Below are 19,759 nucleotides of genomic sequence, written 5' to 3'. Positions count from 1 at the left end.
CGGCCACCAAGAGCGGGTTTGGCGAGGGGCCGGCTCAGGGCTTGGCCTCGGGGGCCGGGGCGGGAGGGGGCGTAGGCCGTGCCGCTTCGGTCGCACGGGCATGGGCCGCCGCAGCGTCCTGCTCGCTCTGGCGCTTGGCCTGGCTCACTTTTTCGGCTTCCTTCTTATCCTGCATCGACGAAGCAAAGGCCTTATTGAGCTGGGTTACCTGCTCGGCCGTTAGCTTGGTCGTTGGCTTGTTTTCGATGGAATGCCCTTTTTCCGTCAGATAATCCACAATCGTGGAAATGCCAACGTTCAGGTCTTTGGCTGCCTGATTTAGCCGTTTAGTTGATGCTTCCGCCATTCTGTGCTCGCGAACGATGCTCTTATTCAGTTGCAAAGGTACTACATTAAATCTTGCCGGGCGACGCTGAAATCAAGCCACCCGACCTGATTTCAGCGTCCTTGCCGTACCGGCCGCCGCGCACTCATTGCGCGCGCCGGAATTTGGTGAATCGTCTTTTTTAAGCGGCTCCGAATCCGGGTCGGCAGCCGTTGCCGGATGCTCTGCGGTGGCTTCGGTGGGCGCCTCACTCGTCTTCGTTTCGGCTGCTTCGGTCGTTGCTTCAACTGCTGCTTCAGTGGCCGGAGCCTCATCAGCTACCGCGTCACCAGCGTTAGCATCGTCGTCGCTGGCGATGTTGGCTACTGCGTCGGTGTTGCTGGCATCGTTGTCGTCAGCTACCGTGTCGTCGCTGTTTTCGTCCTCATCCTCGGCGAAACGGGGCTTGGAAGCTGCTTCAGCTTCGTCGTCGAATTCGTTCCGGATAACACGGAACAGCTCCTCCACGGTTTCCTCCTCCAACTCGGTGCGGCGCACAATGTCTTCCTTGTTCACCGCCAATACGGCGCGGCCGGTGTCGAGGCCGATTTTCTTCAGCTCATCAATAATCCAGCTTTCCACTTCGTCGCTGAACTCGTCGAGGGCAATGTCCTCCTCGAAGTCGCCGGCGTCGCGGAACACATCGATTTCCATGCCCACCAGCCGCGAGGCCAGCTTGATGTTGGCACCACCGCGGCCGATGGCCAGGCTTACCTGGTCGGGCCGCAGGAACACCGATACGCGGCCGGTCTGCTCGTTGATTTTCATCGACGTGAGCTTGGCCGGCGACAAAGCCCGGGCGATGTACAGTTCCAAGTTGTCGGTGTAGTTGATGATGTCGATGTTCTCGTTTTCGAGCTCGCGCACCACGGCATGAATGCGGGAGCCTTTCATGCCCACGCAGGCACCAACGGGGTCGATACGCTCGTCGTAGCTCTCCACGGCCACTTTGGCCCGCTCGCCGGGCTCACGCACAATGTTTTTGATGGTGATAAGGCCGTCGAAAATCTCGGGCACCTCCTGCTCCATCAGGCGCTCGAGGAAAGCCGGCGCGGCGCGCGAAAGGATAATTTTGGGCGTGCCGTTGAGCACATCCACGCGGTGTACCACGGCGCGGATGTTGTCGCCCTTGCGGTAGCGGTCCTTTGGAATCTGCTCGCCCTTGGGCAGGCTTAGCTCGTTGTCGTCCTTGTCGAGAATGAGCGCCTCGCGGCCCCACACCTGGTACACTTCGCCCACTACGATTTCGCCTACCTGGTCCTTGTAGGTCTGGTAGAGCAGGTCGCGCTCCAGGTCCTTCACGCGCTGAATCAGCGTCTGGCGGGCCATGAGTACGGCGCGGCGGCCGAAGTCTTCGAGCTTTACTTCCTCGGCCACTTCCTCGCCCACCTCAAAGTCGGGCTCAATCTTCTGCGCCTCCGCCAGCGGAATCTTGTCGAAGTCCCAGATGTCCTCCGAGTTATCGTCCACGATTTCGCGGTTACGCCAGATTTCCAGGTCGCCCTGGTCCACGTTGAGGATGACGTCGAAGTTGGAGTCGTCGTCGTATTTTTTGCGAATCATCGTGCGAAACACTTCCTCCAGGATGCTCATCATGGTGGGCCGGTCGATGTTCTTCGAGCGGGCGAATTCGGCAAACGATTCAATCAGGACGCTGCTGTTCATTTCTTTGAGCTTCAAGTTTCAGGCTACAAGCTGCAAGCAGCCGGGTAAGCCGGAAAGTGAATAAATAAAGGCTGATGGCTAAAAGCTTGCGCTAAACGAAAAAGCGTGAGGCTTTCAGCTTAAAGCTTGTCGTTTATTTAAACGAAATAACCACTGTCGCCTCGGTAATATCCTGGAAGGATACGGTGATGACGGGCAGGATTTTCTCCTTGTGTTTTTCTTTAAGTATTTCGGCCAGCTCGATACCGTCTCCCTCGGGCAGAATGGCTTCGAGCTTGCCGGTTTTCTCGGTGCCGTCCTGCAGTTTCAGGTGCAGGGTACGGCCCACGTGGCGCACATACTGGCGTGGGTCGCGCAGGGGCTGGTCGGCGCCGGGCGAGGTCACTTCCAGCGTGTAGCTCAGCTCGTCGCCATAATGCTCCTCGATGCGGCGGGCCAGCCGGCGGCTCACCTGCGCGCACTCATCAATGCCCAGGCCCTGCTCGCCATCAAGCGTAACGGTTACTTTGGGCCGCACGGAATCCGAAACGGTCAAATCTACCGCGAACAGGGTGCCTTCGAGGGGCAGACTATCGCGCAGCATTTCCAGTAGCAGGTTACGGTCGAGGGTCATAGGCAGCGGGCCTTGGTAATGGCAGGAAAAAGAAAGAGGGGACGATACGTCCCCTCTGGTCTTGCGTCAACTTGTGGGGCAAAGGTACAACAAGAAAATGCCGCAATCAAGTGAGGAACGAGGATGGAGCAGTGAGTACAGCGAGGTGAGACAGAGGCCATGCTGAGTATCTGCCCGATTTCTCACCTCGCTATACTCACTACGCCATCCTCATTACTTACCGCACTACTGTCAGCCAGCCTTTGGCGGTACGGCCGTCGGCGTCCTTCAACTGGTAGTAATACAGGCCGTCGGATAGCTCCGTGGCTTGCCAGTTGTTGCGGTAGTCGGCCGTTTCGTACACCTTGCTGCCCCAGCGGTTGTAAAGGCTCAGCTGGGTAGTCTGGCAGCTGAAATACGGAATAAAGGTTTGGTTCTGCTGGTCGCTGTTGGGGGTGATGATGTTGGGCACGAAGGTGCGGTTGACGATGACCGGCGCGAAGCTGGTTTCGACCACGCAATTGGCGTAGCGGGCTACTAGGCGCACGTTGTATCGGCCGGGCTGCGTAAATACGTGCTCGGGGTTTTCTTCTGTCGAGCGGGGGCTGCCGTCGCCGAAGTCCCACTCGTAGGTGCCGCCCGTGAGTACCGGCTTCATGGTGAGGGTGAGCGGGGCCAGACCGGTGAACTCCGGAAACCGTTCGCACACCGGCACCTGCAATGGCGCGTTGGTGGTGGGCGAAGGAGCCAGCAGCACCCGCCGGGTGGCCGTAATCGCACAGCCGTTCTCGTTCACTGTATAACTAAGCGTGAAAATGCCGCCCAGCAGGCGGGTATCGGGCGGGGTGAACAGGCCGGCCGGCGTAACGCCGGGGCCGCTCCAGGTGCCGCCCGCGGGGGTAGCCCCGGTCAGCTGTACGGGGGCCGTTTCGTAGGCGCACAGCGTCAGGTCGGGGCCGGCCTGGGGCGTGGGGGGGGCGTTTACGGTAACGGTGGTGCTGGCTATGCCGCAGGCCACCGTGTCGCTTATCGAGTAGGTGAGCGTGAACGTGCCCGGTCCCGACAGGCGCGGATCGAAGGTGTTACCGCTCAGGCCCCGCGGGCCGCTCCAGGTTCCGCCGGTGGGCGTAGCTCGCAGCGTTATCGGGCTGGCGTTGGCGCACAGGGGAACCAGCGGGGTAATGGTTACTGGCAGAGTCTTGGCCACAATCAGGGCCATGGGGCGGGTGCTCACGCACACGCCGGTGGCCTGCACCGTGTACTGGAGCACATTGCGGCCCACCAGCTCGGGCGTAGGCCGGAACTCGTAGCGCCCATCGGGGCGGCGCACCACGCCGGGGCCGCTCCAGGTGCGCCCGCCGGCTGCCCGCCCAGCAGCACCGGCCCATCGGTGGCGCAGGCGTAGCGGGTGGCGCCGGGGTCGGCGGTGATGATGTCGAAGTTGATGGCAAAGGCCGCGTTGTTGCAGTTGGTGCTGCCGTTGCGGGTGGTATAGAAGCTGGCGCCCGGCGGTGCCGGAAAGCCCTGGGTGCCGCCGCAGCCGCCGCACACGGCCTGGTACACCACGCCCTTCTTGCTAAAGCGGGAAGTGCCGCCGTCCACGTGTTCGCCCCGGCCACCCTGCTCGCCATAAAACGTGGCGTACTCAAGCCCGGTAAGGCCGGCCGCAAACTCGGCCAGGTAAAAGTCGTTGCCGTCGGTGGTTTTCTGGACGGCGTCGGGCGTAACGGGCAGGTTGCGGGTGGTGCCCGTGCTGTAGCCCCGGTTGGTCGCGCCGCCCCAGCCACTCACATATACCCTCTCGCAATCATCAACCAAAAAGGCGGTAGGCGAAAACTCGTGCTCCGACTGGGCCGAGCCGAACGTGGTGCTGAACATAGTGGTGCTGAGCGTGGCGTCAAGCTTATGAATAAACTGCCGGGCGCCGGGCGTACCGTAGAGGCCGGCCGTTTTGGGGTAGGCCTTCGAGTTGGTCTGGCCCAGTACGTACACGTCGCCGCTGTTGTCGAGCTGCACGAAAAAGGCCAAGTCGTCGGCCGAGGTACCCAGATACGTGCCGTAGCGCGGGGTGCCGGTGTCGGCGGCCAGGCCCACCACAAAACCCTCGCGCCCACCCGCCGACTGCGGGTGCAGGCTGCCGGCCACCGTGGGGAAGCCCGTGCCGGTAGTAGCGCCGCCCACGTAGAGCGTGCGCCCGGCCGTGAGCTGGAGCGAGAAAGCCGCGTCGGTGCCGGTGCCGCCCAAGTAAGTGCTCCAGTTCAGGCGGTCGAGCAGGCGGGGCAGCTGGCACACCACTGCGTCGGTGGTGCCGCGCAGATTGCGCTGCAGGGCTCCGGCCACCGGGAAGTCGGTGCTGTTGGTAGTGGAGGCGATGTACACGTTGTTTGCACCGTCAGTCAGCACGTCGCCCCGAAACTGGTCGCCATAGTTGTTGGCCAGGCTCAGGTTGAGGCCGTCGTTGGCCGAGCCGCCCAGGTAGGTAGCGGCCACCAACTTGCTGCCATCGGCGCTGAGGGTAGCCACGAACAGGTCGGAGCCCTCGGGGTAGCCCATCTGGTCGAGTATCGCGCCGCCAAATGGGTTCACCGGCTGCCCACCCCGGAAGGTGCGCTGCGCCGCTGCGGCAGTAACCGGGAAATTGCCCGAGCTAGTGCTGCCCAGCAGTACCAGCTCGCCCAAGCCGTTTACTACCAGGCTGTGGGGGGCATCGGTGCGGCTACCGCCGAGGTAGGTGGCATAGAGGCGGGCAGCCGCGCCGCCGGCGGTTACCTTATACTTGATGATGGCCACATCGGCCATACCCGCAAAGCTGGTCTGGAACGCGCCCGGTGAAACCGGATAGCCCGGTCCGAAAGCTACCCCGCCCGAGTACATATTGCCCTGCGCATCGTGGGTGGCCGTGAAGCCCCAGTTGTCGGCCAGCGAGCCGGTAAACGACGAAAACAGCACTGTCGGGTCGATAACCAGCGGCAGCTTGGGGTCGTAGCTCCCGAGGCGGAAGCGCACCGTGCTGCCCTGCAGCTCGAAGCGGCAGCTCACCGGGAGCCGGCGGCCGGCGGACGTGGTCTGCCAGGCCAGGGGCGCCTGCTCGACTACGGTACCCACGCTGGTTTCAATCAGCAGCTGGCCCTCAGCCGAGAGGCGCACGGCGTCGGGACCGGCATAGCGCAGGCGGATGTTGTCGGGCTTCGCGCCAGGGGCCAGCTCGAAGTCGTATTCGAGGTTTTGGCCGGCGTTTTCGTACACCCGCACATCAATGCCGGGATACACGGCCTGGTAGCGCACCTGCCGGTAGCCGGCCACGCCGCTGGCCCACTCGCGCGGGTTGCTGCCCAGAAAGTAGTTGCGCGTGCCGCTGGTGGCCTGCTCGGGTAGCAGCGTGGCCCGGGCATTGCCCCCCTCAAACGACACCGTGTAGGCATGGCCCTGCGCCTGGGTGGGCACAGGGGCCGCCGAACGAGGTGGCGCGTTATCGTCGCCGTGACGATGGTTTATCTGGGCGAAGGTGGCCGCGCTCAGAAACGAGTAGGTGAAGCCGGTGGGCGTGAGGTAGAGCCGCCCGCCGGGCAGCTCGGCCTGGTAGCGCACCGCCTTGGGCCACTGACCCTTGTTCTCCACGAATTCCAGCGTTTTTTCGGGGCCCGGGGCAGCTGTGGGGCGCGGGGCGGCAGTCAACGATAAAGGCAATAGCAAGCACAGCCAGAGCGGTAGTAGTCTACTCATATAAAGAAGGATAGAATGCCCGGGAAAGATACATAACTAGCCGCGTAAAACCCGGGCTGCCGGGTAGCCAGATGGGGCCGGTAATGCGGGGCCGGACCGGAAGAGCTACCTTTACTTATCCGCTTCCGGTTGATAGAAAAGAGGAATCTGTGCGTCGTTCGTTTGCTTTCAAGTGCACTTTGCTGGTGATGGGATGGGTGCTGGTGGGCATTGCCTGCGCGCAGATACCCGCTTACACCTTCTGGCCGGCCATTTTTGGGGCTCTCACGCTGCCCGTGGCCTTGGGCCTGAACCTGCTGGCAGCCGGCTACTGGCTGCTGCGGCGCTGGCCGGTGGCGCTGCTGCCGCTGGTGCTGGCCGGGGTCACCTGGCCCCACTTCCAGCGTGGGCTGGCCCTGCACCCGCTGCGCCTGACTACGGCCGCCGAACCAGCCACCGCCGGCCCCGTAGTGCAGGTGCTGTCGGCCAACGTGCGCATCTTTAATGTGTATCCGCAGCTGCGCAACGACGGCCTGCAGTCATCCAAGGAGATGGTACGCTGGCTGGCCGAAAGCCCGGCCGATGTGCTGTGCCTGCAGGAGTTCTACAACGAGCCCACCGGCACCAAGTCGGCCGACGGTAACGTGTTCCGCACCATGGAGAAAATCGGCCGGCAGGCGGGGCGCGAGTCGTTCCTATCGAAAACGCTGACCAACAGCGCCGGGGCCGAGTTCGGCATGGCCATCTTCTCACGCCATCCTATCGTGAATAAAGGCACCATTCAGTTTGGCAAGCTGACCCAGAACCACGGCATGTGGGCCGATTTGCGCCTGCCCAGCAATGACACCATCCGGGTGTACAGCTTCCATCTGCAGAGTATGAGCATGGATGAAAAGGATATTGTGGACAGCTACTCTAGTAAATCGGGCCTGAAAAAGAAGGGCCTGGGGCTACTACGGCGCTTCAAGCGCGGGGCGGTGCTGCGGCACGCTCAAATTGATACGCTGGTGGCCCGCTTTGCCAAGTGCCCCTACCCAATACTGCTCTGCGCCGACCTCAACGACGTGCCCTACAGCTACAGCTACGACCAGCTGGCCGACCACTTTCAGAACGCCTGGACCGCCGTGGGCAACGGTGTGGGCAGCACCTACAACGGCCGCATCCCCTTCCTGCGCATCGACAACCAGTTTGCCGGCCCGCGCTGGCAGGTGCATGACTTCTGGGTGAACTACGAAATTCTCTACTCCGACCACTTCCCCACCACGGCCACTTACCAGCTCAAGCCAAAGCAGTAGCGAAATGAGTGACCGTGGTGCCACGACTTTTATACTGGCTACCCGTCTTTATAAACCCCCGATTGAACTTTATAGACTGGCTGGCCGAGGTTTTATACCGTTTGAGTCGGGCTTTAGACTTTGTTATCCATAATTCGGGCTTATTAGCCTGTTTCTTCTCGTCTTTCCGCACTCTGGGAAACTGCCGTTACTTTTGCACCGCACCCGCTCACGCACCGACGCCACTTTCTACAAGTAGAAGCGCCTGTCAATCAAAATGAAAGCTAACAGCTATCAGCTGAAAGCTAATAGCTCAGTACATATGCCCCAGCCTCTCTCGCTCTACAACACGCTTACCCGTCAAAAAGCCCCGTTTGAACCCCTGAACGCGCCTTTTGTGGGCGTGTACCTATGTGGCCCAACGGTGTACAGCGAGGCCCACGTGGGCAACGCCCGCGGTCCGGTGGTGTTCGATGTGCTCACGCGTTACCTGCGCTACCTTGACTATAAGGTGCGCTACGTGCGCAACATCACCGACGTGGGCCACCTGGTAGACGATGCCGACGAGGGCGAGGACAAAATTGGCCGGATTGCCCGGGCCCGGCAGGTGGAACCTATGGAGGTGGCCGAGGGCTACACCAACCTTTACCAGGACCACATGGTGGCCCTGGGCTGCCTGCCGCCCGACATTACGCCCCGCGCCAGTGGCCACATCATCGAGCAGATTGAGATGGTGAAGCAGATTATCGGCAACGGCTTTGCCTACGAATCCAACGGCTCGGTGTACTTCGATGTGCCGGCCTACAATGCTGCCGGCAACGAGTACGGCAAGCTTTCGAACCGGGTAGTGGAGGAGCTGCTGGCCGGCTCGCGCGATAACCTGACGGGCCAGGACGAGAAGCGCAGCCCGCTGGATTTTGCCCTTTGGAAGCGGGCCGATGAGCATCACCTCATGCACTGGCCTTCGCCCTGGAGCGAAGGCTTCCCCGGCTGGCACCTCGAATGCTCGGCCATGAGCCGCAAGTACCTCGGCGCCGAGTTCGATATTCACGGCGGCGGACTGGACCTGATGTTTCCGCACCACGAATGCGAAATTGCCCAGAGCCAGGCCTGCGAGCATCCCACCAATGAAGCCCGGGTGTGGATGCACAACAACATGATAACGGTGAACGGCCAGAAGATGAGCAAGTCGGCGGGTAACTTCATCACCATCAGCCAGCTTTTCAGCGGCGAGAATGAGGTGCTGGCCCAGGCCTACTCGCCCATGACAACCCGCTTCTTCCTGCTCCAGGCCCATTACCGCAGCCCCGTCGATATTACCGATGAGGGCCTGCAGGCCGCCGGTAAGGGCTACCGTAAAATAATGAACGGCCTGCGCCTGCTGGAAAAGCTGCAGCTGCCCGAAGGCACGGAAGCCGCCGCCGACACCAGCGCCGCCGATGCCGAGCTGCGCAAACTGGCCGACGACTGCTTCACCGGCCTCAACGACGACCTGAACACGGCCCGCACGCTGGCCAGCCTCTTCAACCTGCTGCGCAAACTCAACGGCTACGCGGCTAAGCCTGATACGCTGGCCCAGGTAAGCCCCGAAGCCCTGGCAGAAGCCACCGCCACCTACCGCACCCTGGTGCAGGACGTGCTGGGCCTGCGCGACGAGCCCCGCGCCCGCGCCGAAGACCTGCTAAGCCTGACGCTGCACTTCTACCAGGAAGCCAAAACCGCTAAGGACTACGGCAAAGTCGACGAAATCCGGGCCGCACTCAAGCAGCAGGGCATCGTGGTGAAGGACTCCAAAACCGGCGTCGACTGGGCCTATAGCGAGGAGTAGCGGAGTGAAACGTGGAAGCTTTGGAGTTGGCCGAGAATAATGTAGGGACGCGAAATATTGCATCTCGTCGATGCTGATATCGACCGTTTTGCACCGTCGTTCAACGACGAGACGCAAAACGTTGCGTCTCTACACCGTTCCTAGCAAGCCCGAACAGTTTCTTAGTTTCGTGTTACGCTTTGCAACCAGTACAAGAGCGAATAGCTTATTACCCAACGCGCATTTCTGCCCATGAAAACCACCCTCCGATTTGTTCCGGCCGCGCTGGCGGGCCTGCTGCTGCTCACTGGCTGCCCCGGCAAAAAAGACACCGCCGATACGGTGGCCGCCGAAGTAGCGGCCCTGCCCAAAACGCCCGCTTTCAACGCCGATTCGGCTTACGCCTTTACCGCGAAGCAGGTGGCCTTCGGGCCACGGGTGCCCAACACGGCCGCCCACGTAAAAACCGGCGACTGGATTATCGGGCAATTCAAAAAGCATGGCCTTACGGTGCAGGAGCAGCCTTTCGAGGCCAAGGCGTTTGACGGCAACATCCTCAAGTCGCGTAACATCATCGCCCGCTTTCACCCCGAGGCCCCGCGCCGGGTGGCCGTGTTTGCCCACTGGGACACCCGCCCCTTCGCCGATAAGGATGCCGAGAACAAGAACGCGCCCCTCGACGGTGCTTCCGACGGCGCCAGTGGCGTGGCCGTGGCCCTGGAACTGGCCCGCGTGCTGGCCGCCCAGCCCGATAGCCTAGCGCCAGGAGTAGGCGTCGATTTCATCCTCTTCGACTCGGAGGATTACGGCTACGACGGCGTAACGCAGGCCGACAAAACGAACCTGCTCGGCAGCCAGGACAGTTGGTGCCTGGGCTCGCAGTACTGGGCCAAAAACGTGGTGCCCGCCAACTACAAGGCCAACTTTGGCATCCTGCTCGACATGGTGGGAGCCCAGGGAGCCAAGTTCAGCCGTGAGGGCCTCTCACGCGAAAAGGCCCCCGATGTGGTGGAGAAAGTGTGGAATACAGCCTCCCAGTTGGGCTTTTCCGACTTCTTTCTGTATGCCGATGCTCCTTCCATTGATGACGACCACGTGTACACCAACCAAGCCGGCGTGCGCACCATCGACATCATCGACTTTCTGCCCAGCGGCGAGTTCCGGCCCTACCACCACACCACCCAGGACAACATGAGCGTCATTGACCGGCGCACCCTCAAAGCGGTGGGCCAGACGGTGCTGACGGTTATCTATGGACAGTAGATTTTTGTGAGTTATTAGCCCTGAGATGTTGGCTGTTAGCCTTGGTTCAGAGGACAATTCTACGCGAAGGAGCCCCAGTAGTGCAAGCTGCCGGGGCTCCTTCGCGTTATGGCTGTTCCAAAGTGCTTATGTTGATTGTTTACGCAGATTTGCTACCTAGAACAAAGGCTGACAGCTCAAACTAAATGCTCCTCGTTGACGACCTGCGGCTCGATGCCGACATCCTGCCGCTGTTCAACTTTACGCACTGCCACGCGGCCGAAGAGGCAGTGCGCGGGCTGCTGCGGGAGCTGCCGCCCAGCCCGGAGCTGGTGCGGCAGAAGCAGGCCGTGTTTCGGACGCTGTTGGCCCAGTGGGACGTTATCGGGGATTTCAGCTACTCCCGCATTCAGCTGGCCGAGGTGCAGCGGTTCCTGCACGAGGTAGTGGGTGGGCAACTGGCGTTGGAAACCAACCGGGTGCGGCTGGCGGCGCGGCTGCTGGTGTCGGAGGAAACGCGCTACCGTACCCGCGCGCGTTACGTGCAGGTTATCATGTTTTTGCAGCGGCTGGAGCAGCACTATTTCCGCCGCCTCGACCCCACCGGTTTCCCGCCCTTTGCCCGCACCCGCCTCGGCACGATTACCCGGTTTCTGGAGCGTTTCAGCCTCAATTCGGCCGCCGCAGCCATTGCTGAAGACCAGTTTTCGGCGGGCCGCATGGTGGACTTTGCCCGGCAGCTGCACGCCGTAGATGAGGAGGAGCTGGCCGGTTTCTGGATGGCCTTTTTCTGGCTGGAAGCCTGTTGGTCGGTAGCGAAAGGCCTGCGTCAACGGGGCTTCGAGTTTCCGGATTTCCAGCCAACGGGCCTGCACCTGGCCGATTTCTACCACCCGCTGCTAATTGCCCCAGTGAAGAACACGCTGGCTCTGGACCCCGACGATAATGTGTTGCTGCTGACGGGCCCGAATATGTCGGGGAAATCTACGCTGCTCAAGGCCCTGGGGCTGTGCGTGTACCTGGCCCACGCGGGTCTGGGCGTGCCGGCCGCCGCGGCCCGGCTGCCGTTCTACTCGTCCATTGTGGTGGCCATCAACCTGGCCGACAGTCTCAGCGGTGGCTACAGTCACTTCCTGGCCGAAATCCGCAACCTGAAGGCCGTGCTGAAAGCTGCGCAGGGGCCGGGCCGCGTGTTTGCGGTGTTCGACGAGCTATTCCGGGGCACCAACGTGGATGACGCCCTCGACATCACCCGCGCCACTGTGGCCGGGCTGGCAGCCTTCCCGCATTCGTGCTTCCTGATTTCCACTCACCTGCTCCAGCTCGAAAGCCAACTGCCCGCCCAGCCCGGCCGCCGCACTTTCTGCATAGAATGCACCCTGCATGAGGGCCTACCGGTATTTTCTTACCGCCTTCAACCCGGCTGGTCGAGCCTGAAAATCGGCCGGATTCTATTTGATAAGGAAGGTCTGCCGGAGCTGCTGAGAATGGTGTAGGGGCGGGGCTTGTCCCCGCCCGCCGTTGAACGACACGCACGCCACCGCTTAACGGCGGGCGGGGGCAAGCCCCGCACCCTACACCGCTCTCAATAGCCGGACTCCCGTTTCATCCACCGTCAGCCGAACTTGCTGCCCCACTACCAAGGCCAAGTTGTGCGGTTCGTGGCCGACGGGGAAGCCGTGGGCCACCGGGAAAGGGTAGTGGGCAGCGTAGTGGTTGATGATTTCGCCGGGCGTGAGGCCGAAGGGAATGGTGTTGTCCTGGGGGTTGGTGAAATGGCCAACTACCAACCCGGCCAGCCCGGCCAGCTTGCCGGTGCGGTCGAGGTGCACCAGCATCCGGTCGACGGCGTAAAGGTACTCGTCGATGTCTTCCAGAAACAGGATGCGGCCCCTCGTAGCTACGTCGGAAGCGGTGCCGGTGAGGGTTTGCAGGATGCTCAGGTTGCCGCCCACCAGCTCGCCGGTAGCAGTGCCGAGGCGGTTGAGCGGGTGGGCCGGCACCTCATACGCCAGCGCCTCGCCAAATAGCGCCCGCCGCAGGCTCTCCAACGATTCGGCCCCACCTTCCTGATTAAATAAAAGCGGCATTACGCCGTGGATACTCTGAAAACCCCGGGCCAGCAGATGGCAGTTGAGGGTGGTGATGTCGGAGAAGCCGGCCACCCATTTTGGCGCTTCAGCGAAGCGCGTGAAGTCGAGCTCGTCTATGATGCGGGTGGTGCCGTAACCGCCGCGGGCACAGAAAATGGCCCGGATTTCGGGGTCGTCGAGTTGTTGCTGCAGGTCGAGGCGGCGCACTTCGTCGGCGCCGCCGAACTGGTGCTGCGTTACGTTGGTGCTCGCGCCCAGCCGCACGCACAGGCCCCAGCCTTCGAGCGTGGCTACGGCCGCGGCCAGCTCGGCGTGCGAGGCCGCCCGCGCCGGGCAGACGATGGCCACTTGGTCGGCGGGGCGGAGTGGGGGTGGGGCGGTGGTAAGCATCAGGCAAAAGTAGTTGCCAGTTGATAGTTGTTGGAAAGAACGTCATTCAGAGCAAGACAAGAATCTCGCGTGCTGAGGCTGCAATAGGAGCTTTAACGACTTCACGCGAGATTCTTCGTCCTTGCTCTATGCGCAACATGCTCTGCATGAAGTTCTTTCCAACAACTGTCAACTGACAACTCAAACGGCACCTCTTTCCCGCTATCCTTCGTTACTAACCCGTGCGTTTTCTACTGCTTCTCTTCCTATTGATTGGGCTGACTGCCCCAAATCTACGGGCCCAACCGGCCCCGCCCGACACAACCAAAGGCCGCTACCACCGCCCGCTGTTCAGCCAAGTGAAAGTGCGGCGCAACGTCGAATTTGCCCAGGTTAGCGGCCTGCTGGGCCAGACCCAGCCGCTGTACCTCGACTTCTACGAGCCGGCCAACGACACGGTGCGCCGCCGCCCGCTGGTGCTGCTGGCCCATGAGGGCGCCTTCGTAACCGGTACCCGCGACGACGTGGTGATGACCGAGCTTTGCACCCGCCTGGCCCGGCTGGGTTACACGGCCGCCAGCATCGACTATCGGCTGCTGTTCTTCCCCTTCGACAGCGTGGGCATCGGCCGGGCCGCCATCCGGGCCACCCAAGACATGCGCGCCGCCGTGCGCTTCTTCCGTCACGATGCGGCCACGGCCCGGCGCTTCAAGGTGGATGGGCGCTATATTTTCGTGGGTGGCTCCTCGGCCGGGGCCTTCATGGCGCTGCAAACCGCCTACCTCAATAAGGCTGCCGAAGTGCCCGCCTACCTGAATCTGGCGGCGCTGGGCGGCCTCGAAGGCAGCGGCGGCCACGCCGGCTATAGCAGCCGCCCGCGCGGCGTCATCAACCTGTGTGGGGCGCTGGCCCAGGCCGGCTGGCTGCAGGCTGGCGACGTGCCGCTACTCAGCATCCATGGCACCCGCGACGGTATTGTGCCCTATAATAGAGGCCTCATTGGCGGTCCGCTGCCGGCCCAGGTAGTGGCGGGCAGCGCGGTGTTGCGCCGCCGCGCCCAGGCTGTGGGCGTGCCCAATGTGCTGCGGCCCCTGCGCGGGGCCGGCCACGTGCCCTATTCCTTCGAGCCCACTTATATTGATTCGGTATTCGTGCCGATGCGCGACTTCCTGCGCCCGTTGCTCGGGACCGGTGCGCCCGGCCCGCTATTGGCTGCCGCTCTCAATCCGCGCCGCACCGCCGTTGTTACGGCCGCGCTGCCGCCGCGCCGGGTGGAGCTGGGCCGATTTATGGTTGATTCGGTAGGAGCAGCCCCGCCGGAGAATCTGCCGCTGCCGGCTGTCTCTCCGGAAACTGAGGCGGTGGTAGGGCCGCCGCAGTAAAGCCGCACTGTTTTGCGTCTCGTTGTTGAACACCATTGTGCGCCGGCCCACATCAGCAACTCAGCAACGATGAGACGCAAAATAGCGAGTCTCTACACCCTTCCGCTGGCCGTTTCCAGCACCGGAGTAGCTGCCTCGCCAATGGGCCGGAGCTGGCCGGTACGCATGATGAACGCACCGTACTCGCGCAGCAGGTCGCGGTGGGCGATGAGGTGCGCTAAGGCCACGTAACCCACTACGTAGCCGTCCTCGTCGGCTTCTTCCGACACCTCGCTGAAGTCGAGCAGATCGATGAGGCGGGGCTCGTCGGTGCGCAGGTAGATTTCGATTTCCAGGTCGGTGGCGTGAGTGGGCGGGGCGGCGGTTTTGGCGTAGTGGTAGGCGAACCCCTGGCGCAGAGCGGCCAGGTCGGCCAGCACGGCCGAGCCGGTGGGATGCCCGCCGGCCCCGCGGCCCCGCAGGAACTGCTCGCCCGCGAAATCGGCCTCCAGCACCACGCCGTTGAACTCCTCATCGACCCCAAACAGCGGCGACTCGGGCCCCACCAGCTGCGGGGTTACCAGGGCCGTAACGCGGCCGTCGGGTAGGCGCTGCAGGCCAGCCACCACCTTTATTTTCTGGCCCCGGCTGGCGGCAAAGGCAATATCCGTGGCCGATATGCCCTCGATACCCAGGTTGAGTACTTGCTCGGGGTCAAGAAACAAACCGTAGGCGTGGGCGGCCAGCAGCACGGCCTTGGAACGCGGGTCGAAAGCGCCCATATCGAGGCTGGGGTCGGTTTCGGCGAAGCCCAGCTGCTGGGCCTGGGCCAGCGCCGGGCCGTAGTCGGTGCCGCCTTCGCCCATGCGCGTGAGCACGTAGTTGGACGAGCCGTTCAGGATGCCCGTCAGCCGCCGCAACGGTTCAGTGCCAAAATAGGCATCGAGCGTGCGGATGATGGGAATGCTGCCGCACACGGCCGCCTCATATAATAAGGTACCACCGTGGGCGCGCTGCAGCGCCACCAGCGCGGGCAGGTGGCGGGCCAGCATGGCCTTGTTGGCCGTTACTACCCGGCGGCCGCGGAGCAGGGCCGCGGCTACCAGCGCAAAGGCCGCGTTGGCATCGTCAATCAGCTCCACCAGTACGTCGAGCGAGTCGTCGACCAGCAGTGCGTCGGCATCAAACTCGAACCGCTCGGCCGGGAGCGTACGGGCCTTGGCTGGGTTTTTCACCACGATGCGGGCGACGACGAAGCCACTGGCCGGGTGCTGCTGTAGGATATCGTAGAGGCCCTGGCCCACGCAGCCGAAGCCGATAAGGCCGATGTGCCAGGGACGAGCAGGGGCAATGGGAGTGAGGGGAGCGGCAGAAACAACGTCAGTGGGCATAAGTCAGCGAGTGGAATCGTTCGAGGAAATGGGTGATTTGGGCGTCCTCCAGCAGGAAGCCGTCGTGACCGTAAGTGGAGTCCATTTCGGCGTACATGGCCCCCGGAATGTGGCGGGCCAGCAGCTGCTGCTCGGCCACCGGAAACAACCCGTCGGAAGTGATGCCGATGACCAGCGTGCGGGCCGCACCCCATTTAGCGCCGCCGCTACTCCACCCCGGCCGCGGCCCACGTTATGGCTGTCCATGGCGCGGGTTAGGACCACGTAGCTATAGGCGTCGAAGCGGGCCGCGAGCTTGTCGCCCTGGTAGCGCTGGTAGGCGGCAGCCCGAAAATCGGTGAGTAGCGCGTCGGTGGGTTCGGTTTGGGTTCGGCCGTAGGCTTGGTAGCTGCGGTAGCTGAGCAGGGCCACGGCGCGAGCCGCCCGCAGCCCGGCCGCGCCCCCGGCCGGCGTGTTCTGCTGGTAGGTGAGGTCGGCGAAAATGGCCAGCCGCTGGGCTTCATTAAAGGCAATACCCCAGGCCGAATGCCGGGCGTTGGTGGCCAGCAGCACCAGGTTTTCGAACACGTCCGGCTGCTGCACCGCCCACTCCACCGCCTGCTGCCCGCCCAGTGAACCGCCAATAAGCGTATGCACCCGCGCCAGCCCCAGCTTCGCCCGAAGCGCCTCGTGGGCCGCCACCAGGTCGCGGACAGTCAGCAGCGGGAACTCCTGGAAGCCGAACTGGCCGGTAGTGGGTTCGGGCGTGAGCGGGCCGGTGCTGCCGTAGCAGGAACCCAGCACGTTGGCGCACACGATAAACCAGTCGGCCGGGTCGAAGTAACGGCCTGGGCCTACCAAACCGGGCCACCAGTCGGCCACGTCGGCGTTGGCTGTCAGGGCATGGCAAACCCACACCACGTTGTCGCGGGCGACGTTCAGGTGCCCCCAGGTCTGGTAGGCAACTTCCGGGTGGGCCAGCTGGCCGCCATTCTCAAGCGGCAGCGGGTGCGGGAGTTGGAACTGGTGAGTGGGCATAGGTTGGGGGCTTGGCTGATAAAGTGAGGTAGGGGCGGGGCTTGTCCCCGCCCGCCGCTTAAACGGGGCTGTTGAACGACACCGTTGAACGGGTCCGCCTGCTTTTGTGCACGACCTCGTTCAAGTGGCGGGCGGGGACAAGCCCCGCCCCTACGGCGGTTTCAACAGCTCAAAAAAGCTATACCTCTAGCGGCTGCTCGTGCTCGGCTACCGGCTCGGGCAGGGGCTCGTCCTGAATGTTGTCGGGCGTGGCGGCGTTGCGCACGGCGTCGAAGGCCTGCTGCAAATCGGCCTGGATGTCGTCGAAGTGCTCGATGCCGAGTGAGAGGCGCAGTAGGGTGGGCGTTACGCCGGCGGCCCGCTGGGCCTCTTCCGAGAGTTGCTGGTGGGTGGTGGCGGCGGGCTGGATGATGAGCGTTTTGGCGTCGCCCACGTTGGCCAAGTGGCTCACCAGCTTCAGGTTGTCGATGAACTGGGTGGCCGTGTGCTTGTTGCCTTTGAGGGCGAAGGTGAGCACGCCGCCGTAGCCGCGCTTGAGGTATTTACGAGCCAGTTGGTGGTAGGGACTGGAGGCCAGGCCGGGGTAATTCACGGCCTCCACCTGCGGGTGCTGTTCCAGCCAGGTGGCAATCCGCAGCGCGTTTTCCACGGTGCGTTCCACCCGCAGGCTCAGCGTTTCGAGGCCCTGTAGCAGCAGGAAGGAGTTAAATGGACTCTGCGAGGGGCCGAAGTCGCGCAGGCCCTCTACCCGGGCCCGGATGATGAAGGCAATGTTTCCAAACGGCCCATTCTTGCCAAATACGTCGCTGAATACTAGGCCCTGGTAACCTTCGGAGGGCTCCGAGAACTGCGGATACTTGCCGTTGCCGAAGTCGTAGGTGCCACCGTCCACGATTACGCCGCCTACGCTCGTGCCGTGTCCGCCAATCCATTTAGTGGCCGACTCCACCACGATGTTGGCGCCGTGCTCCAGGGGCCGGAACAGGTAGCCGCCTGCCCCGAAGGTGTTATCCACTAGCAGCGGCAAATCGTGCGCGCGGGCAATAGCGGCAATGGCCTCAAAATCGGGAATGCTGAAGCTGGGGTTGCCGATGGTTTCCAGGTAAATGGCCTTGGTACGCTCGTCAATCTGGGCTTCGAAAGCGGTTGGTTCGTCGCCGTTGGCAAAGCGGACTTCAATGCCCAACCGCTTGAACGCCACCTTGAACTGGTTGTAGGTGCCGCCGTAGAGGTGGGTCGAGCTCACGAAGTTGTCGCCGGCCTGCACGATGTTGTTGAGGGCGATGAACTGCGCCGCCTGCCCCGACGATACCGCCAGTGCCGCCACGCCGCCTTCCAGCGCCGCCACCCGCTGCTCGAACACGTCGGTAGTCGGGTTCATCAGGCGGGTGTAAATGTTGCCGAATTCCTTGAGAGCAAACAGGTTGGCCCCGTGCTCGGCGTTTTTAAACACGTAGCTGGTGGTCTGGTAGATGGGCACGGCCCGCGACCCGGTTACGGGGTCGGGCTGCTGGCCGGCGTGGAGTTGCAGGGTTTCGAAGTGGAGGCTGGACATGGCTATTTCGTTTTTATTTGTTGGTTTTTTGTTTTTCGGCAACCGGTTTTCGCACACGAATCCGCAGAAAGCAACGGGCAAAGGCTGCGGAAAGAGCGCGCCGGGCCGGGGCCGGAGCAGGCAGAAAAGTCAGGTGGGAGGGAGGCCGCAAGGCCGGGGGGCTGGCTAACAGCCGCTACAACAGCAGCAACACGCGCTACAACAGCCGCGCATTCGCATTCGGGCGGCAGCAGGAGCGGCAGCCGGCAGGGCCGAAACGGCCGGGGCCGGAACGCCGAAAGCCCACAGCGAAGCGGCGGGCCCGAAGGCGGTCGGAGCGGTGGGAGAAACTGGGGCGAAAACGCGGGAGTGGCTCATGGGACTGGGAGGTTATAGTCCCCGCCGCCGAACGGTTAGGTCGGGCTGGTCGGGCAGGCATTGGCACCTTTCGCGCGGTCGAAGGTTGCCAGTGGGTCAGGGAGCCTGTGCTCTCGCCACTTCTGTATAAATCCTATGAAAACTATCCCGCCGCGAGCGGGGCAGTACCGGGTTGGTGTTGCAAAGGTATAGCCGTTATTTTCTGTAATGCAAGAGAATGGTAAATTATTTTTCAACCATTCTCAACTGCTTATTCTTCTATATTGAATTAGGTAATAATACTGATTAACAGGTGTATAGACTTTAATGTTAGTGAAAACCACTGTTATGATCCTTTGGCCCCGCCCCGCCTGTGGTCGGTGTTCAAGCCCCCAATCAAGCCTCAAAAGTGCTTCTTTGAACGCTTTTTTCAACGATATTGGACATGAAAAAAGCCACTCCGGAGAGTGGCTTTTTTGAATATTTCCGCGAAGCGGAGGAGCTATGCTTTAGGCAGCGTCAGTACCTGGCCTACCTCAATTTTGTCGGGGTCGGAGCCGATGGTGCTTTTGTTGGCGTCATAAATCTGGTGCCACTTGCTGGCGTCGCCATAATGGTTCTTGGCGATTTTCGAGAGCGAGTCACCACTGACTACGGTATACGTGTCGCCTGCCGTGGTGTCGGCAGTTTTGTCGGTGCCGAAGAAGTCGGTGTTGCCGCCGGCAGGATTGGTGGTGGGTGCAACTGGCTTGGTTTCACCTTTGTCGGAAAGAAAATCAAAGAGTCCCATGATGGTAATACGTTAGGTGGAGGAGAGAGCGGCCGACGGTTAAGTACCGTGCGGCTTGGATGTTGGCCCTTCTTACGCCGTGTTAGGCAATAGGTTGTGCTGCTCCGCCGGAGGCTATAACGCTATTGGCCGGCGGCCGAACATCTTGAGCAACGCTACCGTAAGAGGCGCATTACCGGCGGTCGGTAGCGGCCGCTTTTT

The 19,759-nt window shown here is 62.3% G+C and carries 14 protein-coding genes, 1 pseudogene and 1 riboswitch; of the genes and pseudogenes, 5 read left to right on the top strand and 10 right to left on the bottom strand.

Translation table 11 applies throughout. From position 1 onward, the window contains the following. Positions 1 to 34: 34 nt before the first annotated feature. The 5 genes and pseudogenes from D0N36_RS01145 to D0N36_RS01125 all read right to left on the bottom strand — a co-directional run bounded on the left by D0N36_RS01145 (position 35) and on the right by D0N36_RS01125 (position 6,344). Positions 35 to 277: a hypothetical protein gene (locus tag D0N36_RS01145; protein WP_190242463.1), complete on the bottom strand. Its 243-nt coding sequence runs from the start codon at positions 275 to 277 to the stop codon at positions 35 to 37. A 516-nt stretch (positions 278 to 793) separates the two neighbouring features. Then, positions 794 to 2,029 (bottom strand): annotated as a pseudogene (gene nusA, locus D0N36_RS01140) (transcription termination factor NusA); the annotation flags it as partial. A gap of 133 nt (positions 2,030 to 2,162) precedes the next feature. Beyond that, positions 2,163 to 2,642, bottom strand: a complete 480-nt coding sequence (locus D0N36_RS01135; RefSeq protein WP_190242462.1) for a ribosome maturation factor RimP — start codon at positions 2,640 to 2,642, stop codon at positions 2,163 to 2,165. 217 nt (positions 2,643 to 2,859) lie between these two features. Further along, positions 2,860 to 3,954 carry a T9SS type B sorting domain-containing protein gene (locus D0N36_RS01130; RefSeq protein WP_116939211.1) on the bottom strand — a complete coding sequence of 365 codons (1,095 nt, stop codon included), beginning with the start codon at positions 3,952 to 3,954 and terminating at the stop codon, positions 2,860 to 2,862. Continuing rightward, entirely contained in the window at positions 3,852 to 6,344 is a 2,493-nt protein-coding gene (locus D0N36_RS01125; protein ID WP_147320702.1) for a DUF7948 domain-containing protein, read from the bottom strand. The genes D0N36_RS01130 and D0N36_RS01125 overlap by 103 nt, the downstream gene beginning before the upstream one ends. A gap of 149 nt (positions 6,345 to 6,493) precedes the next feature. Here D0N36_RS01125 and D0N36_RS01120 point away from each other — a divergent pair, with 149 nt between their 5' ends. The 4 genes from D0N36_RS01120 to D0N36_RS01105 all read left to right on the top strand — a co-directional run bounded on the left by D0N36_RS01120 (position 6,494) and on the right by D0N36_RS01105 (position 12,142). Further along, entirely contained in the window at positions 6,494 to 7,618 is a 1,125-nt protein-coding gene (locus D0N36_RS01120) for an endonuclease/exonuclease/phosphatase family protein (protein WP_147320701.1), read from the top strand. Between the two features lie 301 nt (positions 7,619 to 7,919). After that, the gene (gene cysS / locus D0N36_RS01115; RefSeq protein WP_116939222.1) at positions 7,920 to 9,425 is read left to right on the top strand and encodes a cysteine--tRNA ligase; all 1,506 of its coding nucleotides are present in this window, start codon (positions 7,920 to 7,922) and stop codon (positions 9,423 to 9,425) included. Positions 9,426 to 9,656: 231 nt separating this feature from the next. Next, positions 9,657 to 10,667: a M28 family peptidase gene (locus D0N36_RS01110; RefSeq protein WP_116939208.1), complete on the top strand. Its 1,011-nt coding sequence runs from the start codon at positions 9,657 to 9,659 to the stop codon at positions 10,665 to 10,667. Between the two features lie 185 nt (positions 10,668 to 10,852). Then, on the top strand, positions 10,853 to 12,142 hold the full coding sequence (locus tag D0N36_RS01105; protein WP_116939207.1) for a MutS-related protein: 1,290 nt from the start codon (positions 10,853 to 10,855) through the stop codon (positions 12,140 to 12,142). A 78-nt stretch (positions 12,143 to 12,220) separates the two neighbouring features. Here the strand turns inward: D0N36_RS01105 and D0N36_RS01100 are convergent, their stop codons facing one another. Further along, a complete protein-coding gene (locus D0N36_RS01100) occupies positions 12,221 to 13,129 on the bottom strand; it encodes a S66 peptidase family protein (RefSeq protein WP_116939206.1) in 909 nt (302 codons plus the stop codon). Positions 13,130 to 13,350: 221 nt separating this feature from the next. On the opposite strand from D0N36_RS01100, the gene D0N36_RS01095 reads away from it, so the two are divergent. Next, a complete protein-coding gene (locus D0N36_RS01095) occupies positions 13,351 to 14,490 on the top strand; it encodes an alpha/beta hydrolase (RefSeq protein WP_116939205.1) in 1,140 nt (379 codons plus the stop codon). A gap of 92 nt (positions 14,491 to 14,582) precedes the next feature. On the opposite strand, the gene D0N36_RS01090 is transcribed toward D0N36_RS01095, so the two are convergent. The 4 genes from D0N36_RS01090 to D0N36_RS01075 form a co-directional block, all read right to left on the bottom strand. Continuing rightward, positions 14,583 to 15,860 (bottom strand): homoserine dehydrogenase, encoded by a 1,278-nt coding sequence (locus D0N36_RS01090; protein ID WP_116939204.1) that lies wholly within the window; start codon positions 15,858 to 15,860, stop codon positions 14,583 to 14,585. Between the two features lie 3 nt (positions 15,861 to 15,863). Then, positions 15,864 to 16,877 carry a homoserine O-acetyltransferase family protein gene (locus D0N36_RS01085; protein ID WP_317191421.1) on the bottom strand — a complete coding sequence of 338 codons (1,014 nt, stop codon included), beginning with the start codon at positions 16,875 to 16,877 and terminating at the stop codon, positions 15,864 to 15,866. Positions 16,878 to 17,055: 178 nt separating this feature from the next. Continuing rightward, complete coding sequence (locus D0N36_RS01080) at positions 17,056 to 18,432, bottom strand: O-acetylhomoserine aminocarboxypropyltransferase/cysteine synthase family protein (protein WP_116939221.1); 1,377 nt, start codon at positions 18,430 to 18,432, stop codon at positions 17,056 to 17,058. A gap of 366 nt (positions 18,433 to 18,798) precedes the next feature. Then, positions 18,799 to 18,922, bottom strand: a riboswitch (SAM riboswitch). A gap of 348 nt (positions 18,923 to 19,270) precedes the next feature. Continuing rightward, positions 19,271 to 19,558 carry a LysM peptidoglycan-binding domain-containing protein gene (locus D0N36_RS01075; protein WP_116939203.1) on the bottom strand — a complete coding sequence of 96 codons (288 nt, stop codon included), beginning with the start codon at positions 19,556 to 19,558 and terminating at the stop codon, positions 19,271 to 19,273. Between the last annotated feature and the right edge of the window lie 201 nt (positions 19,559 to 19,759).

This window comes from Hymenobacter lapidiphilus (genome assembly GCF_003417065.2).
GTDB lineage: Bacteria > Bacteroidota > Bacteroidia > Cytophagales > Hymenobacteraceae > Hymenobacter.
This window is presented reverse-complemented; position numbering and strand designations above follow the sequence as displayed.

Bases quoted from the DNA above. Each gene is read 5' to 3' on its own strand.
- D0N36_RS01135 (WP_190242462.1), bottom strand. From the start codon at position 2,642: ATGACCCTCGACCGTAACCTGCTACTGGAAATGCTGCGCGATAGTCTG.
- D0N36_RS01125 (WP_147320702.1), bottom strand. From the start codon at position 6,344: ATGAGTAGACTACTACCGCTCTGGCTGTGCTTGCTATTGCCTTTATCG.
- cysS (WP_116939222.1), top strand. From the start codon at position 7,920: ATGCCCCAGCCTCTCTCGCTCTACAACACGCTTACCCGTCAAAAAGCC.
- D0N36_RS01110 (WP_116939208.1), top strand. From the start codon at position 9,657: ATGAAAACCACCCTCCGATTTGTTCCGGCCGCGCTGGCGGGCCTGCTG.
- D0N36_RS01105 (WP_116939207.1), top strand. From the start codon at position 10,853: ATGCTCCTCGTTGACGACCTGCGGCTCGATGCCGACATCCTGCCGCTG.
- D0N36_RS01100 (WP_116939206.1), bottom strand. From the start codon at position 13,129: ATGCTTACCACCGCCCCACCCCCACTCCGCCCCGCCGACCAAGTGGCC.
- D0N36_RS01090 (WP_116939204.1), bottom strand. From the start codon at position 15,860: ATGCCCACTGACGTTGTTTCTGCCGCTCCCCTCACTCCCATTGCCCCT.
- D0N36_RS01085 (WP_317191421.1), bottom strand. From the start codon at position 16,877: ATGCCCACTCACCAGTTCCAACTCCCGCACCCGCTGCCGCTTGAGAAT.
- D0N36_RS01080 (WP_116939221.1), bottom strand. From the start codon at position 18,432: ATGTCCAGCCTCCACTTCGAAACCCTGCAACTCCACGCCGGCCAGCAG.
- D0N36_RS01075 (WP_116939203.1), bottom strand. From the start codon at position 19,558: ATGGGACTCTTTGATTTTCTTTCCGACAAAGGTGAAACCAAGCCAGTT.